The sequence below is a fragment of the Nocardia sp. NBC_00881 genome, from assembly GCF_045207455.1.
In the GTDB taxonomy this organism is placed as follows: Bacteria; Actinomycetota; Actinomycetes; order Mycobacteriales; family Mycobacteriaceae; genus Nocardia.
The window spans coordinates 2,116,627-2,134,333 of sequence record NZ_CP108798.1 but is presented as its reverse complement, the minus strand read 5'-3'; the positions used below and the strand labels follow the sequence as shown (position 1 = coordinate 2,134,333).

Here is a 17,707-nt window from a genome sequence, read left to right as displayed (position 1 = left end):
GCCGGGCTGCTTCGACAACTTTGAATACCCCTGGATGTGAAACGTGAACACAAGCACTGGCGATTCGTCCGACCGCATGTTGGAGTACCTGAAAAAGGTCACTGTCGAGCTCATGACGACGCGCGACGATCTGACACAGCTGCGGGAACGGATCGACGAGCCGATTGCGATCGTCGGTATGAGCTGCCGCTACCCGGGTGGCGTCGAATCGCCGGGACAGTTGTGGGATCTGGTCGAGTCCGGTTCGGATGCCGTGAGCGAGTTTCCGGTGGATCGGGGTTGGGATGTGGAGGGATTGTTCGATCCTGATCCGGACCGGTTCGGGAAGGTGTACACGCGGGAGGGTGGCTTTCTGCGCGGTGTCGGTGATTTCGACGCGGGGTTCTTCGGGATCGGTCCGCGTGAGGCGGCGGCGATGGATCCGCAGCAGCGGTTGTTGTTGGAGGCTTCGTGGGAAGCCTTGGAGGACGCGGGTATCGATCCATCGTCGTTGCGAGGCAGCGACACGGGCGTATTCGCGGGGGTGATGTACGAAGACTACGAGCACACGGCCAGGGCGGCGGGTCCGGTCGCCGAGGGGTACGCGGGTACTGGTTCGGCGGGCAGTGTGGTGTCGGGGCGGGTGGCGTACACGTTGGGTTTGGAGGGCCCGGCGGTGTCGGTGGACACGGCGTGCTCGTCGTCGCTGGTGGCGATCCATCTGGCGTGCCAGGCACTGCGGCGGGGAGAGGCGTCGATGGTGTTGGCGGGTGGTGTGACGGTGATGTCGACGCCGTTTTTGTTCGTGGAGTTCTCGCGGCAGCGGGGTTTGTCGCGGGATGGGCGGTGCAAGTCGTTCTCCGCCGGCGCGGACGGGGTGGGTTGGTCCGAGGGTGTGGGTGTACTGGTCCTCGAGCGTTTGTCGGATGCGCGGCGGTTGGGGCACAACGTTCTCGCTGTGGTTCGGGGGTCGGCGGTGAATCAGGATGGCGCGTCGAATGGTTTGACCGCGCCGAATGGTCCGTCGCAGGAGCGGGTGATCGCGTCGGCGTTGGCGGCGGCGGGGCTGGATTCGTCTGACGTGGATGCGGTGGAGGCGCATGGGACGGGGACGCCGTTGGGTGATCCGATCGAGGCGCAGGCGCTGATCTCTGCTTATGGGCAGGGTCGCGGCGAGCCGTTGCGGATCGGGTCGTTGAAGTCGAACATCGGGCATCCGCAGGCGGCCGCGGGTGTGGGTGGGGTGATCAAGATGGTGCAAGCGCTGCGGCACGAGATGCTGCCGAAGACGTTGCACGTGGATGCGCCGTCGCCGCATGTGGATTGGTCGGCGGGGTCGGTGCGGTTGCTGACCGAGGCGGAGCCCTGGCCTGCCGGTGAGCGCGTGCGTCGGGCGGGGGTGTCGTCGTTCGGGATCAGTGGGACCAATGCGCACGTGATTCTCGAGGAAGAACCTGCGTCCGTTGTCGCGCCGGCGGAGGGGACTGCCGCGGATGACGCGGGCCCCGCTTCCGCGGCGGATGTGGTGCCGTTGCTGCTGTCGGCCAAGTCCGGCGAGGCGCTGCGCGCCCAAGCGAATCGGTTGCGGCAGTGGCTGCTCGACCATCCGGACGCGGATGTGTGGAGTGTGGGGTCGTCGTTGATCGACACCAGGGCCAGCTGGGACTGGCGCGGCATGGTGGTGGGTCGCGATCGAGAGCAGTTGATGACGGGGTTGGCCGATCTGGCGTCGGGGTCGTCGTCGGTGATCTCCGGTGTGCCTGTCGAGGGGCGGACGGCGTTCCTGTTCACGGGTCAGGGTGCGCAGCGGGTGGGTATGGGTGCGGGGTTGTACCAGGCATTTCCGGTGTTTGCCGCGGCGTTGGACGAGGTGTGTGGGGAGTTCGATCGTCATCTGGGTGGGTCGTTGCGGGAGGTGATGTTCGCCGATTCGCGGGGTGTGTTGGATCGGACGGAGTGGACGCAGCCTGCGTTGTTCGCGTTCGAGGTGGCGTTGTTCCGGTTGGTGGAGTCGTTCGGGGTGACACCGGATGTGGTGATGGGGCATTCGATCGGTGAGCTTGTCGCCGCGTATGTGGCGGGGGTGTGGTCGCTCGAGGATGCGTGTGTGTTGGTGGCGGCGCGTGGTCGCTTGATGGGGGCGTTGCCGGAGGGCGGCGCGATGCTCGCGGCGGCCGTGACCGAGGAGCGGGCCGTCGAGATCGTGGCGGCGTACGGGGATCGGTTGTCGGTGGCGGCGGTGAATGGTCCGTCGTCGGTGGTGCTGTCCGGTGACACGGATGCCGTTGACGAGGCGGAACGCAGTTTGTCCGACGAGGGAATCAAGACGTCGCGATTGCGGGTGAGCCATGCGTTCCACTCGGCGCGGCTGGACCCCATGCTGGCCGAATTCCGCGCCGTGGCTGGAAGTCTGACGTATCGAGTGCCGAATGTTCCGATGGTGTCGAATGTCTCCGGTGCTGTTGTCGGCGTCGAGGTGACCGATCCCGGGTATTGGGTCGAGCAGGTGCGCGGTTGTGTGCGGTTCGCGCCTGGCGTGGACGCTCTCGTCGCGGCAGGGGCGCTGCGATTCGTGGAGGTGGGCCCCGATGCGGTGTTGGCATCGATGACTCGCCAGTGCCTGGCCGAACACCCGGACATCGAGACGGATTCTGTGGTGGCCGCCGCGTCTCGACGCTCGGTTGAGGAGGTGTCGCAATGTGTGACGTCGTTGGGCCAAATGCATACCGCCGGCGTCGACGTAGATTGGCGACCGTTGTTCGCGGGCCGGCGGCTGAGCCGAGTGTCGTTGCCCACCTATGCGTTCCAGCGCCAACGGTACTGGTTGGAGCCAATCCGGGGTGACGCAGCGGCGGGGTCATCGGATCATCCGATCTTGACCGGCGTCGTACCACTGGCGGGCAAGGACGAATGGCTGTTCACCGGACGGGTGTCGTTACGTACTCATCCGTGGCTCGCCGATCACGCGGTTTTCGGCTCTGTGTTGTTGCCCGGAACCGGCTTTGTGGAACTGGCGCTGACCGCGGGCGCGCGGACGGACGCCGAGTTCGTCGAGGAACTGCTGCTCGAAGCGCCGCTGCTGCTCGAGGGTGACACCGCGGTCGATATTCAAATCGGTGTCGATCCTGCCGACGGTGCGGGGCGACGCCGGTTCGTGATCCACTCCCGTGCTGTTATCGACGGGGATTCCGACGCGGGCGAGTGGGTATCGCACGCCAACGGCGTGCTGACTCCAGCCGCGGACGCCGTTCCCGGGTGGGTCCGGGACGGATCGGCGACAACCGAAGACTGGCCGCCCGCGGGGGCCGATCCGGTGCCGAACGACGGGCTTTACGACGAGTTGGCAGAACTCGGTTTCGGCTACGGCCCCGCGTTCCAGGGGGTCACGTCGGTATGGCGCGACGGCGACGATCTGCTCGCCGACGTGTCTCTTTCGGCCGAAACCGATACGCAGGCACCGGCGTTCGGGATTCATCCCGCGCTGTTGGACGCCGCATTTCACGCGGCGATCACCGAGCTGGCGCAAGATATTCCCTCGGGTCGGCTGCCGTTGCCGTTCTCCTTCGCGGGCGTGCGGTTGTACCGCGCCGGGGTGACGGCTGTCCGCGTTCGACTCATGCGGTCAGGAACCGGGCGGATGCGGGCCGTCGTCCTTGACGACACCGGAGCGCCGGTGCTGAGCCTCGATGCGCTCGCCGCTCGCCCCGTTGATGCCAAGGCACTGAATTTCGGGGCCGGTCGTCGTGCGTCGCTGTCCGATGTCGAATGGGTATCGGTGTCCTCGGGATCTACCGGCACTGTGCCGTCCATGGCGGTGCTCGGCGCGGAGAGCATTTCGGGGATCGTTCGTGCTCGTGCCGGGCTCGGAGAATTGTTCGACGACCAGGTGACGCCGGCGATCGTCGTATGGTCGCCGGGCGGGGAGGGTTCGAACGTCGACGATGTGGCGGTGCGGACTCGTGCGTGGGTGCACTCGACGTTGGGACTGTTGCAGACGTGGCAGGCCGAGGAGCGGTTGAGCGGCTCGCGGCTGGTGGTGCTGACGCGGGGCGCTGTGGGCGTGTCGGGTGAGTCGCCGGATCCGGCAGGCGCGGCGGTATGGGGCCTGGTACGCAGTGCTCAGTTCGAATATCCGGGTCGGTTCGTTCTCCTCGACGTCGGCGTGGAGGAGAACGTGACGGTCGATGTGATCGCTGCGGCGCTGGGTTCGGACGAGCCGCAGCTGGCTGTGCGTAGGGGTGGGCTGCGGGTGCCGCGGTTGCGACGGCACGCGGGTTCTTCCGTGGCGGGCGGGTCGGCGTTGGGTGCGGGCGCGGTGTTGATCACCGGTGGCACTGGTGGTTTGGGAGCTGTGGTGGCTCGGCATGTCGTCGAAACACATGGTGTGCGGCGGTTGGTGTTGGTGTCGCGGCGGGGTGAAGAGGCCGACGGTGTGGCGGAATTGGTGGATGGGTTGACGGCCTTCGGCGCGCAGGTGCGGATTGCCGCGTGTGACGTGAGCGATCGTGCGGCGTTGGCGGCCCTGCTGGCGGAATTGCCCGACGAGTTCGCGCCGAGCGCGGTGATCCATTCGGCGGGTGTGCTCGATGACAGCACCATCGAGACCTTGACCACCGACCAGGTGGACCGAGTGTTGGCGTCGAAGGCGGATGCCGCGTGGCATCTGCACGAGTTGACCAGCGATCGGGATCTCTCTGCCTTCGTGCTGTTCTCGTCGGTCGCGGGGGTGGTGGGTACGCCGGGGCAGGGCAACTATGCCGCGGCGAACGCGTTCCTGGACGCGCTCGCGTCGCGTCGGCGGGCAGCGGGTTTGCCCGCGGTGTCGATCGCGTGGGGGTCGTGGAACCAGGGCAGCGGCATGACCAGCGGTCTGGGAAGCGCCGCGATGGCGCGGATGGGGCGGCTCGGGGTGCGTCCGCTGGAGACAGCGGATGGCTTGGCGTTGTTCGATCGCGCGATCGGCGCGGCAGCACCGGTGGTGGTCGCAACCGAGTTCGATACCGAGGCGTTGTCGGTTCAGGCGCGCGAGGGATCTCTGCTTCGGATGCTGCATTCGATCGTCGCGGTGCCCGTGCGTCGGGCCGCGGACACGAGCGGGACGTTGGCGCGGCGGCTGGCCGTCGCCCCGGCGCAGGAACGCGAGGCGATCGTGCTGGACGCCGTTCGTGAACAGGTCGCCGGAGTGCTGGGGCACATCTCCGGTGACGCCATCGACCCGACCGCACCGTTCACCGAGCTCGGGTTCGACTCGTTGGCCGGAGTGGAGTTCCGCAATCGGCTGGCCAAAGCCACCGGCGTGCAATTGCCGTCGACGCTGGTGTTCGACCACCCCACCGCGGCGGCGGTGGCGGTGTTCGTGCGATCTCGTGTCGGCGACGTGGAGGCGGACACCGGCCGTGCCGTCGCACGGGTGACGCGTCGGATCCGTACCGATGAGCCGATTGCGATTGTGGGGATGAGCTGCCGATATCCAGGCGGAATCACATCCCCGGAGGGATTGTGGGAGCTGGTGGCGTCCGGGACGGATGCGATCAGCGAGTTCCCGGCCGATCGCGGCTGGGATCTGGATCGATTGTTCGATCCCGATCCCGACCACACCGGCACATCCTATCTACGGCACGGGGGATTCCTCTCCGATGTCGCCGATTTCGACGCGGGGTTCTTCGGGATCGGTCCGCGTGAGGCGGCGGCGATGGATCCGCAGCAGCGGTTGTTGTTGGAGGCTTCGTGGGAAGCCTTGGAGCACGCGGGTATCGATCCCGCCACGCTGCGGGGCAGCGACGCCGGTGTCTTCACCGGCGTCTCGTATCAGGATTACGAGGAGATCGCCAAGGCGGCGGGTGCGGCCGTCGAGGGGTACGTGGGCACCGGTTCGGCGAGCAGTGTGGTGTCGGGCCGTGTGGCGTACACGTTGGGTTTGGAGGGCCCGGCGGTGACGGTGGACACGGCGTGCTCGTCGTCGCTGGTGGCGATCCATCTGGCGTGCCAGGCACTGCGCCAAGGCGAATGCTCGATGGCGTTGGCCAGTGGAGCCCAAGTGATGTCGACGCCGTTCTTGTTCATCGAATTCTCGCGGCAGCGGGGTCTGTCACGTGATGGTCGGTGCAAGTCGTTCTCCGCCGGCGCGGACGGGGTGGGTTGGTCCGAGGGTGTCGGTGTACTGGTCCTCGAGCGTTTGTCGGATGCGCGGCGGTTGGGGCACAACGTTCTCGCTGTGGTTCGGGGGTCGGCGGTGAATCAGGATGGCGCGTCGAATGGTTTGACCGCGCCGAATGGTCCGTCGCAGGAGCGGGTGATCGCGTCGGCGTTGGCGGCGGCGGGGCTGGATTCGTCTGACGTGGACGTCGTGGAGGCGCATGGGACGGGGACGCCGTTGGGTGATCCGATCGAGGCGCAGGCGCTGATCTCTGCTTATGGGCAGGGTCGCGGCGAGCCGGTGCGGATCGGGTCGTTGAAGTCGAACATCGGGCACTCACAGGCCGCATCGGGCATCGGGGGCGTGATCAAGATGGTGCAGGCGCTGCGGCACGAGATGCTGCCGAAGACGTTGCACGTGGATGCGCCGTCGCCGCATGTGGATTGGTCGGCGGGGTCGGTGCGGTTGCTGACCGAGGCGGAGCCTTGGCTCGCGGGTGAGCGCGTGCGTCGGGCGGGGGTGTCCTCGTTCGGCATCAGCGGCACCAACGCGCACCTCGTTCTCGAGGAAGCACCCGCGGGCCTGGAGCGCGCGGCGGAGCCGGTCGCGGCCCACACTCCGCCCGTGGTTTCAGGGATGGTGCCGTTGGTGGTGTCAGCGAAATCTGAAGCGGGACTGCGTGCGCAGGCGGCTCGATTGCGCGAATGGTTGGTGGCGCATCCGGAAGCGGAACCGGTGGATGTGGCTTATTCGTTGCTGACGACGCGAGCACGGTTGGATCGGCGTGGGGCGGTCGTCGGGGGCGACCGGGATTCTGTGCTGGCCGGCCTGGCGGATCTGGCGTCGGGGTCGGTGTCGTCGGGCGTGGCCGAGGGCACGCCGGTCAGGGGGAAGATCGCGTTCCTGTTCACGGGGCAGGGCTCGCAGCGTGTCGGCATGGGTGCCGGGTTGTATGCGGCGTTCCCGGTGTTCGCGTCGGCGTTCGACGAGCTGTGTGCGGAGTTCGATCGTTTGCTGGGGGCCACGTTGGCGGGAGTCTCGTTCAAGGACATCGTTTTCGGCGATGCGGGCGCGGATCTGCTCCATCGGACGGAGTTCACGCAGCCTGCGTTGTTCGCCTTCGAGGCGGCGTTGTTCCGGCTCGTCGAGTCGTTCGGGGTTGTCCCGGACGTGCTGATCGGACATTCGATCGGCGAGCTGGTCGCTGCGTACGCGGCAGGGGTGTGGTCGGTGGCCGACGCTTGCGCACTGGTCGTGGCGCGGGGCCGATTGATGGGGGCGCTGCCGGCGGGCGGTGCGATGCTGGCCGCCGCGATCACCGAAGACCGGGCGGTCGAGGTTATCGCTTGGTTCGATGGGCGGCTGTCGATCGCGGCGGTGAACGGCCCTTCCTCGATCGTAATTTCCGGTGACGAGGACGCCATCGCGGAATTGGAGCCGATGCTTGTCGCGGACGGGGTCAGGACTTCACGGTTGCGGGTCAGCCACGCTTTTCATTCCGAATTGATGGATCCCATGCTGCCGGAATTCGAGACCGTGGCGGCTGGGGTGACCTACGGTCGTCCGCTGTTGCCGGTGGTGTCCAACGTGTTCGGTGTCGTGGGAGGCGAGGCTTTCGCCGAACCGATGTACTGGGTCGGTCACGTGCGCGACACCGTCCGTTTCGCGCACGGTGTCGACGCCTTGGTGGACATGGGTGTCCGGCGGTTCCTGGAAGTGGGTCCCGACGCCGTGCTGGCAGCGATGACCCGGCAGTGCCTGCCCGAGGACATCGAATCGCGGTCGTTGGTGGCGGCGGCGGGCCGGCGCGGTGTCGACGAGGTGACGCAATTCCTGACGTTCCTCACGCACGTCCACAACGCAGGCATCGAGGTGGACTGGGGGCCGTTGTTCTCCGGTCGTTCCCCGGTCCGGGTTTCCTTGCCGACGTACGCGTTTCAGCATCAGCGTTATTGGCTGGAGCCCGCCGCTCGTCCGGTCGTGCCGGGTGGTGTCGACCATCCGATCCTGATGGATGCGGTGCCAGTGGCAGGCAAGGACGAATGGCTGTTCACCGGAAAGCTGTCGGACGGCGGTCATCGGTGGATCGCTGATCATGTGGTGTTCGGGACGGCAGTTGTGCCCGCGACGACCTACCTCGAGTTGGCGTCGGCGATCGGTGCGCGGCTGGGCGCGCACATTGTCGAGGAACTGCTGCTGGACATTCCGCTGGCTTTCGGAGAGCAACCGGTCGATCTGCAGGTCGGTGTCGGGGAGACCGAACCGGATGGCCGCCGGCGCTTCACCATCTATTCCAGGGCCGAGCGGATCGACGATGTCGACGCGTGGGTGCCGCATGCTCGCGGTGTGCTGACTCCCGTCTCGACCGCGGATACCGCCCCGAGCTGGGACGAGCCGGTGTGGCCGCCTGCGGGGGCGGAGCAGCTCGATGAGCAGGTGCTGTATCGGCGGATCGCGGGTCTGGGACTGGAGTACGGTCCGGTGTTCCGCGGTGTGCGCGCGGTGTGGCGGCGCGGGGAGGAGATATTCGCCGAGGTGTCGTTGGACGAGACCACGGCTGGACAGGCGTCGGGGTTCGGAATCCATCCGGCATTGTTCGACGCGTGCCTGCACCCCGCTCTCGACTTCGTCATGGAGGACATCCCCGCAGGTCGGGTTCCGTTGCCGGTGTCGTTCGGCGGCGTGCGGTTGGCGCGGACAGGCTCCGGGCCGGTCCGGCTTCGCGCGGTGCTGCAGGGCGGCTATCGGGTTCGGATGGACGTGGTGGACGAAGTCGGCGAACCGGTGGTGAGCGCGGACTCCATCGTGGTGCATCCCGTCGAGCGCCGCACGGTGGACCGCGTTCGGGCCGGCACGTCATCGCCGCTGTACGGCATGGAGTGGGTGCCGGTGTCAGCGCCCTCGCGTGGGGACAGCGGGTCCATGGCAGTGCTCGGCGACGGGAGCGTGCCGGGGATCGAGACCCGATTCGCTGAGGTACCCGAACTGGCAGACGCCGATCACGGGGCGGGAACGGTCGCCTGGCTGGTCGATGGCGACGAATCAGCGGCGGCGTTGGCCAATGCCGCGGAGGCGAGTCGGCGAACCGTGCAATCGGCCGTGGGTCTGTTGCGGTCGTGGCTGTCGGACTCGCGGCTCGCCGAGACGCGGCTGGTCGTGGTGACGAGGAATGCGGTTGGCCTGTCGGGAGAGTCGCCCGCTCCGGTGTCCGCGGCCGTCGCGGGCTTGGTGCGCAGCGTGCAGTCGGAGCATCCGGGTCGGCTCGTGCTGCTCGATCGCGACGGTGACATCGACGCCGGGGTGGTGTCGGCGGTCGTGGCGACGGGTGAGCCGCAGGTGGCGGTGCGGGATGGTCGATTGTCGGCGCCGCGGTTGCGCCGGGAATCCGCGTCGGGTGCGGCCGGAATGTCGTTCGGGACCGGGACGGTGTTGGTGACCGGGGGTACCAGCGGGCTGGGTGCGCTCGTGGCGCGGCATCTTGCGGCGGAGCACGGGGTGCGCCGGTTGTTGCTGGTATCGCGGCGTGGTCGCGCTGCCGAGGGTGTGCGGGAGTTGGTGGCGGAGCTGTCCGCGCTGGGCGCCGAGGTGGACGTGGCCGCGTGTGACGTGGCGGATCGGGGTGCCGTTGAGGCGGTGCTCGCGGAAATCCCGTCGGAGTTCCCGCTGTCCGGAGTCGTCCACGCCGCGGGTGTGGTGGATGACGGCACCGTCGAGACGTTGACCGCCGAGCAAGTGGATCGGGTGTTCCGTCCGAAGGTGGACGGGGCGTGGTTGTTGCACGAATTGACGCGCGGCTCGGATCTGTCGGCGTTTGTGATGTTTTCGTCGGTCGCGGGAGTGGCGGGTTCACCGGGACAAGGCAATTACGCGGCGGCGAACGCGTTCGCGGACGCGGTGGTCCGGCTGCGGCGAGAGGCAGGCCTGCCAGGTGTGTCGGTGGCCTGGGGTCCATGGAACGCGGGCAGCGGGATGACCGGCGACCTGGGCGAAGCCGGATTGGCACGGTTGCGGCGGTTGGGTTTCCGCGCGCTCGGCGACACGGCGGGGCTGGCATTGTTCGACGCAGCGATTGCCGCGGACGCGGCGCTGGTGGTGGGTGCCGAGTTCGATGCGGCGGGATTGGCGGAGCAGGCCGAGACGGGGTCGCTGCCGAAGGTGCTGAGTTCGCTGGTGTCGGTGCCCGCGCGGACACGCGTAGACGGCGGGTCGCCGGTGGGGCGGCTGGCGTCGGCGTCGGCCCGGGAGCGCGACGACGTGGCGTTGGCGGTAGTGCGTGAGCAGGCGGCGGCGGTGTTGGGGCACGCCTCGGTCGAGGCGATCGAGGTGGGGATTCCGTTCACGGAGCTGGGTTTCGACTCGCTGGCCGGAGTGGAATTCCGCAATCGGCTCGCCAAGGCCACGGGATTACAGCTGCCCTCCACCCTTGTCTTCGACCACCCCAGCGCCCAAGCGGTAGCGGCGTTCATCGTGTCCCGGCTCGGAGACGCGCCCGACGCCGCGCGACGGACGACGAGAACCCCCCGCCGCATGCGGACGGACGAGCCGATCGCCATCGTCGGGATGAGCTGCCGGTATCCCGGCGGCGTCGGGTCTCCGGAGCAGCTATGGGATCTGGTGGCGTCCGGCACGGACGCGATCACGCCTTTCCCCACAGACCGTGGCTGGGACCTCGATCGGCTGTGGGACTCAGACCCGGACAAACCGGGCACCACCTACGTCCGGGAAGGCGGATTCTTGACCGAAGCGGGCGCTTTCGACGCCGGGTTCTTCGGTATCAGTCCGCGCGAGGCGACCGCGATGGATCCGCAGCAGCGGCTCATGCTGGAGGCTTCCTGGGAAGCCTTGGAGGACGCTGGTATCAACCCGTCGTCGCTGCGCGGCAGCGATACCGGTGTGTTCGTCGGTGCTACCCCGTCCGGCTATGCCGAGCGAGTGGTTGGAGAACACGAAGGTTTTCGGATGACCGGGAATTCGGACAGCGTCATCTCCGGCCGGGTCGCTTACGTGTTCGGTCTGCAGGGACCGGCGATGACGGTGGACACGGCGTGCTCGTCGTCGCTGGTGGCGCTGCACCTGGCATGCCAGGCGGTGCGGCAGGGGGAAGCGTCGCTGGCGCTGGCAGGCGGTGTCACGGTCTCGGGGAGCCCCGAGCTCTACGTGGACTTCGCCCGCCAGCGGGGTTTGTCGCGGGATGGTCGGTGCAAGTCGTTCTCCGCCGGCGCGGACGGGGTGGGTTGGTCCGAGGGTGTGGGTGTACTGGTCCTCGAGCGTTTGTCGGATGCGCGGCGGTTGGGGCACAACGTTCTCGCTGTGGTTCGGGGGTCGGCGGTGAATCAGGATGGCGCGTCGAATGGTTTGACGGCGCCGAATGGTCCGTCGCAGGAGCGGGTGATCGCGTCGGCGTTGGCTGCGGCGGGGCTGGATTCGTCTGACGTGGATGCGGTGGAGGCGCATGGGACGGGGACGCCGTTGGGTGATCCGATCGAGGCGCAGGCGCTGATCTCTGCTTATGGGCAGGGTCGCGGCGAGCCGTTGCGGATCGGGTCGTTGAAGTCGAACATCGGGCACGCGGTCGCGGCTTCGGGTGTCGGGGGCGTGATCAAGATGGTGCAGGCGCTGCGGCACGAGATGCTGCCGAAGACGTTGCACGTGGATGCGCCGTCGCCGCATGTGGATTGGTCGGCGGGGTCGGTGCGGTTGCTGACCGAGGCGGAGCCCTGGCCTGCCGGTGAGCGCGTGCGTCGGGCGGGGGTGTCCTCGTTCGCCATCAGCGGCACAAACGCGCACGTGATCGTGGAGGAAGCCCCAACGCCAGCGATCGCGCGGGACGAGCGGGGATCGACCACGGACGTCGGGTCCGCGGCGGAGGACGCGGTGGCGTGGCTTGTGTCGGCGAAATCCGAGGCCGGCCTGCGGGCACAGGCGGATCGGTTGCGGTCGTGGTTGGTCGACCATCCGGATGCCGATGCGCGCAGCGTCGCCCGGTCGTTGGTCGATGCGCGTGCGCAGTTGGAGTGGCGCGGTGCGGCCGTCGGTCGCGATCGGCAGCAGCTGCTGGCGGGGTTGGCGGATTTGGCGTCGGGGTCGGTGTCGTCGTCGGCCGTGTCCGGTGTGCCGGTCGGGGGTCGGACGGCGTTCGTGTTCACGGGTCAGGGTGCGCAGCGGGTGGGTATGGGTGCGGGGTTGTACCAGGCGTTTCCGGTGTTTGCGACGGCGTTGGACGAGGTGTGTGGGGAGTTCGATCGTCATCTGGGTGGGTCGTTGCGGGAGGTGATGTTCGCCGATTCGGGGGGTGTGTTGGATCGGACGGAGTGGACGCAGCCTGCGTTGTTCGCGTTCGAGGTGGCGTTGTTCCGGTTGGTGGAGTCGTTCGGTGTGACACCGGATGTGGTGATCGGGCATTCGATCGGTGAGCTTGTCGCCGCGTATGTGGCGGGGGTGTGGTCGCTCGAGGATGCGTGTGTGTTGGTGGCGGCGCGTGGTCGATTGATGGGGGCGTTGCCGGAGGGCGGCGCGATGCTCGCGGCAGCGGTGTCGGAAGCCGAGGCAGCGGAGGTGCTGACCGGCTTTGAGAGTCGGGCGTCGATCGCGGCGGTGAACGGTCCGGACTCGGTGGTGATCTCCGGTGACGCCGACGCCGTCGACGAGGTGGAGCGCAGGTTGTCCGGGCAGGGCCGCAAGACGTCGCGATTGCGGGTCAGCCACGCGTTCCATTCGGCACGGATGGAACCGATGCTCGCGCAGTTTCGCACCGTCGCTGAGGATGTGACCTATCGGGAGCCGCTGCTGCCGATCGTGTCCAATGTGACCGGTGCGGTAGGCGATGGTTTCACCGATCCCGCGTACTGGGTCGGGCAGGTGCGCGCCGCGGTCCGGTTCGCACCTGGAATCCGGTCGCTCGTCGACACGGGCGTGCGCCGGTTCCTCGAGATCGGACCCGACGCCGTGCTGACGGCCATGACCCGCCAATGCCTGAGCGACGATGGCGAGGCCGCGGCCGGATGGCTGGTGTCGGCGGCGGGTCGTCGTGGGGTTGATGAGGTGGTTTGGTTTGTGGGGTTTTTGGCGCGGGTGCATGTTGTTGGGGTGGGTGTGGATTGGGGGGTGTTGTTGGCGGGGGGTGTGGTTGGTCGGGTTGGGTTGCCGACGTATGCGTTTCAGCATCAGCGGTATTGGTTGGCTGCGGCGGGTGTGGGTGATGTCCGGGCTTCGGGTGTGGATGGTGTGGAGCATCCGTTGTTGGGTGCGGCGGTGTGGTTGCCGGAGTCCGGGGGTGTGGTGTTGACGGGTCGGTTGTCGTTGTCGAGTCATGCGTGGTTGGCCGATCATGTGATCGGTGGGGTGGTGTTGTTGCCGGGTACGGCGTTTGTGGAGTTGGCGTTGCATGTGGGGGCGATGGTGGGTAGTCCGCGGTTGGCGGAGTTGGTGGTGGCGGCGCCGTTGGTTGTGCCGTCGGTGGGTGCGGTGGAGTTACGGGTGATGGCCGCTGGAGCCGATGAGGCGGGCTCACGAGTGGTGTCGGTGTATTCGCGTCGGCAACGCGAGGGTGAATCGGAGCAGGCGGACTGGGTTCGTCATGCCACGGGAACGCTTGTCACGGCGTCGTCGTCGGGTCGGGTCGGGTCGATGGAGGCGAGTTGGCCGCCGGTGGCGGCGTTGCCGGTGGAAATCGGTGATCTCTACGGCGAACTCGCCGAGCGGGGTTACGGGTACGGACCCCTGTTCCAGGGGTTGACCGCGTTGTGGCGGCGTGGGGGAGAGGTTTACGCGGAAGTGGATCTGCCCGAGCAGGCGCAGTCCTCGGCGGGCCGGTTCGGAATACATCCGGCGTTGCTGGATGCGGTACTGCACGCGGTGGCTCTGGGCGGGCTGGTCTCCCCGGCCGCTGCGGGAGAGATCCTGGTGCCTTACTCGTGGGAGAACGTGGATCTACACGCTGTGGGGGCGGGGTCGGTGCGGGTGGGGTTGAGCGTGGCCGAGGCTGATTCTTCTTCTGGTGTGGATAGTCGACGGGTCAGGTTGACACTCGCTGATGCCGGGGGCGTACCGGTGGCCGATGTCGCGGTGTTGACACTGCGCCCGGTCCCGATCCGCGCACTGGGATCTTCTGCTGCTGCAGTGACCGGTGGCGGTGTCCACCGGCTCGGTTGGATCGCGTTGCCCGTCGCCAAGCCCGGTGATGTCGGTGCCGACCCGCAGTGGACACGCACGCAGCAAGGGGAAACGGTGACCGTCGCCGGCACGCCTTCCGGGGTGCTGCGCCTCGAGCAGGCACCTGCGGGTAGGGATATGCCCAGCGCGGTTCATGACCGACTTGTCGAGGTAGCCGACGCAGTCCGGGAACTGCTGGCACGCCATGAGCGGATCGTGGTCGTGACCAGGGGCGCGGTCGGGGTGGATCCCGGCGAGGCAGTGGATCCGATCGGCGCGGCGGTGTGGGGCTTGCTGCGTAGCGGCCAGAATGAGAACCCCGGCCGGATCACCCTCATCGACGTGGATCGTTGGGACGGCTACCGCGACGGTGTCGCGGCTGCTTCGGCCCTCGCGGACGAACCTCAGATCGCGTTGCGACACGGCCTACCGTTCGCGCCGCGATTGACCCGCGGTATCGGTGACACAGTGGGGGCCAGTGAGTTGTCACACGCTCCGGGGTGGGCGTTGACCCAGCTCGGTAAGGGCACTTTGACCGGGGACAACCTTGTTCTGGTCCAGACACCGACCGCATGGCGGGCGTTGGGACCTGGCGAGGTTCGGGTGGGTTTGCGTGCGGCGGGAGTCAATTTCCGGGATGTGTTGATCGCGTTGGGTATGTATCCGGACACCGATGCCGTGATCGGTGGTGAGGGTGCGGGTGTGGTGTTGGAGGTGGCCTCCGACGTCACCGAATTCGCGGCGGGTGACCGGGTTTTCGGGTTCGTCGCCGATATCGGTTCGGTAGTGGTGACCGACCACAGGATGCTGGCCCCGATGCCGCAGGGCTGGTCGTTCGCGCAGGCCGCCGCGGTACCGGTGGTGTTCGTGACGGCGTATTACGGCTTGGTCGATTTAGCGGAGGCCAAACCCGAGGAAACGTTGCTGCTGCACGCCGCGACCGGTGGTGTGGGCACAGCTGCTGTCCAGTTGGCGCGCCATCTGGGTTTACGGCTGTTGGTGACCGCCAGCCAACCCAAATGGGATGTGCTGCGGAGTATGGGATTCGACGATGCGGTGATCGGGGATTCCCGCACCCTGGACTTCGAGCGCAAGTTCCTGGAACTCACCGACGGACGCGGTGTCGATATCGTGTTGGATTCGCTGGCAGGTGAATTCGTGGACGCGTCGCTGCGACTGTTGCCACGCGGTGGACGGTTCCTGGAGATGGGATTGATCGATCGCCGCGACCCCGGTGAGGTCGCCGCGCGGCATCCAGGTGTGGACTATCGAGGTTTCCACCTCAGCGAGATCGATCCGGACCGCACCCGAGAGATCCTGAGCGTGCTGGTCGAGCTGTTCGACACCGGGGTGCTGGCCCCACCACCGGTGACGGGCTGGGACGTGCGTCAAGCCCCCGAAGCGTTCCGGTACCTCAGCCAGGCACTGCATATCGGTAAAAACGTGCTCGCCATTCCAGCGCCGCTACGGCCCGAGGGCACCGTGTTGATCACCGGTGGTACCGGTGGGCTGGGTGCGGTGGCGGCCCGGCATCTCGTCACCGAGCACGGTGTCCGCAGACTGGTGTTGGCAGGCAGGCGTGGTTGGGCCGCGCCTGGTATCACCGAGCTGACGGCCGAACTGACCGGGCTCGGTGCGCAGGTCGATGTGGTGGCGTGTGATGTGGCCGACCGGGCGGCGCTGGATGAATTATTGGCGGGAATCCCTACGGAGTACCCACTGACCGGTGTCGTGCACGCGGCAGGGGTCTTGGCCGATGGTTTGCTCACCGACACCACCGCCCAACAGTTCGCGACGGTGTTGGGTCCGAAGGTGGATGCAGCATGGAACCTGCACGAGGCCACCAAGAATCTGGATCTGTCGATGTTCGTGTTGTACTCCTCGATCGCGGGAGTGATCGGCAGCCCGGGTCAAGCCAACTACGCGGCAGCGAACACCTTCCTGGACGCATTCGCCCAATACCGGCATCGCAACGGCTTGCCCGCGACATCGATCGCGTGGGGTCCCTGGCGCGGCACCAGCGGAATGACCAGCACCCTGTCCGAAACCGACTTCGCCCGTATACGCCGAGACGGTCTGGTTCCCCTCGACGACCAACACGGAATGGCACTACTGGACACCGCCCTGGGCCTCGGACTCCCCACCATCACCGGAGTACGACTGGACATGGCAGTACTCACCACCCAAGCCACCGCAGGAACACTACCCAAAACACTCAACTCCCTGGTCACCACCTCCACACGCCACGTCGACACCGTACGATCACTAGCACAACGACTGGCGTCCACACCCGAAGCCGAAATCTCGGGTGTCGTGCTGGCCGTCGTCCGGGAACACATCGCCGCCATACTCGGACACGAGTCCAAGGACATGATCGATCCGGACGCCCCATTCCCGGAGTTGGGATTCGATTCGCTGGCGGGAGTCGAGTTCCGCAATCGACTCGCCAAGGCCACCGGACTGCCACTGCCCTCCACCGTCGTCTTCGATCACCCCACCGCTCGGGCGCTGGCCGACTACCTGTGGTCCCGGATCACCGAAACCACGCACACCACGGTGGACACTCCCACCGCGGCGCCCATGCAATCCGCGATCCGGGGTGGGCTCACCGAACTGGTGCTGGCCGCACATCGGCGCGGTCGAGTCGAAGCCGCGATACCGATGCTGCTGGAGAGCGCCAAGCTCGCCGAGACGTTCGCCACCGGCGCCGAGTTGCTCGTCAAGCCGGCGCCGATACCGCTGAGCAGAGGGACGTCCCGACCCTCGCTCATCTGTGTTCCGTCGTTCGTGGTCGGTACCGGACCGCACCAGTTCGGTCGGCTGGCACGCGAGCTCGGCACCGACCGCACGATAGCCGCGCTGCGCCTTCCGGGAACTCAGCCCGGGGAACCCCTGCCCGAGTCGTGGGATGCGTTGCTGGATTGTTTGGCGACGACCGTGGAGGGGGTCGATGATCTGCAGCCGATCGTTCTTGTCGGCTATTCGGCAGGCGGCGCGATCGCGCATGCGTTGGCGCATCGCCTCGAGAAGAGCGGGCGTGGGCCCGTGGCGGTGATATTGCTCGACGCCTATTCGCCCGACGATGCGGAGCAACGTCGTCGGGTACTGGTGAGTGCGATCGGCTCTGTGCTCGACCTCGAACACGAGATGACTGAGATCAGTGATCACGGCCTGGTCGCCATGGCGAAGTACATGCAGATATTCGACGAGCGGCAACCCGCATCGATCGCCGCGCCGACGTTCAACCTGCGGGCCACGACGCCGCTGCCCGGCCTGGATCTCGTCGAGCCGGTGCCCACGTGGCAGCACACGGGCGAAACGGTCGAGATCGACGCGGACCACTTCTCGATCATCGAAGCGGCCTCCGCCGCCGCGGCGGACGAGATACGGCGCTGGCTCGAGGCGAGGGACGATGACGATTCGAAATAACTATCCCGACAA

1 protein-coding gene is annotated in these 17,707 nt (G+C 67.2%); it reads left to right on the top strand.

Annotated elements, in window-relative coordinates:
• Positions 1–43: 43 nt before the first annotated feature.
• Positions 44–17,695, top strand: a complete 17,652-nt coding sequence (locus OH799_RS08370; RefSeq protein WP_406277445.1) for an SDR family NAD(P)-dependent oxidoreductase — start codon at positions 44–46, stop codon at positions 17,693–17,695.
• Positions 17,696–17,707 lie beyond the last annotated feature (12 nt).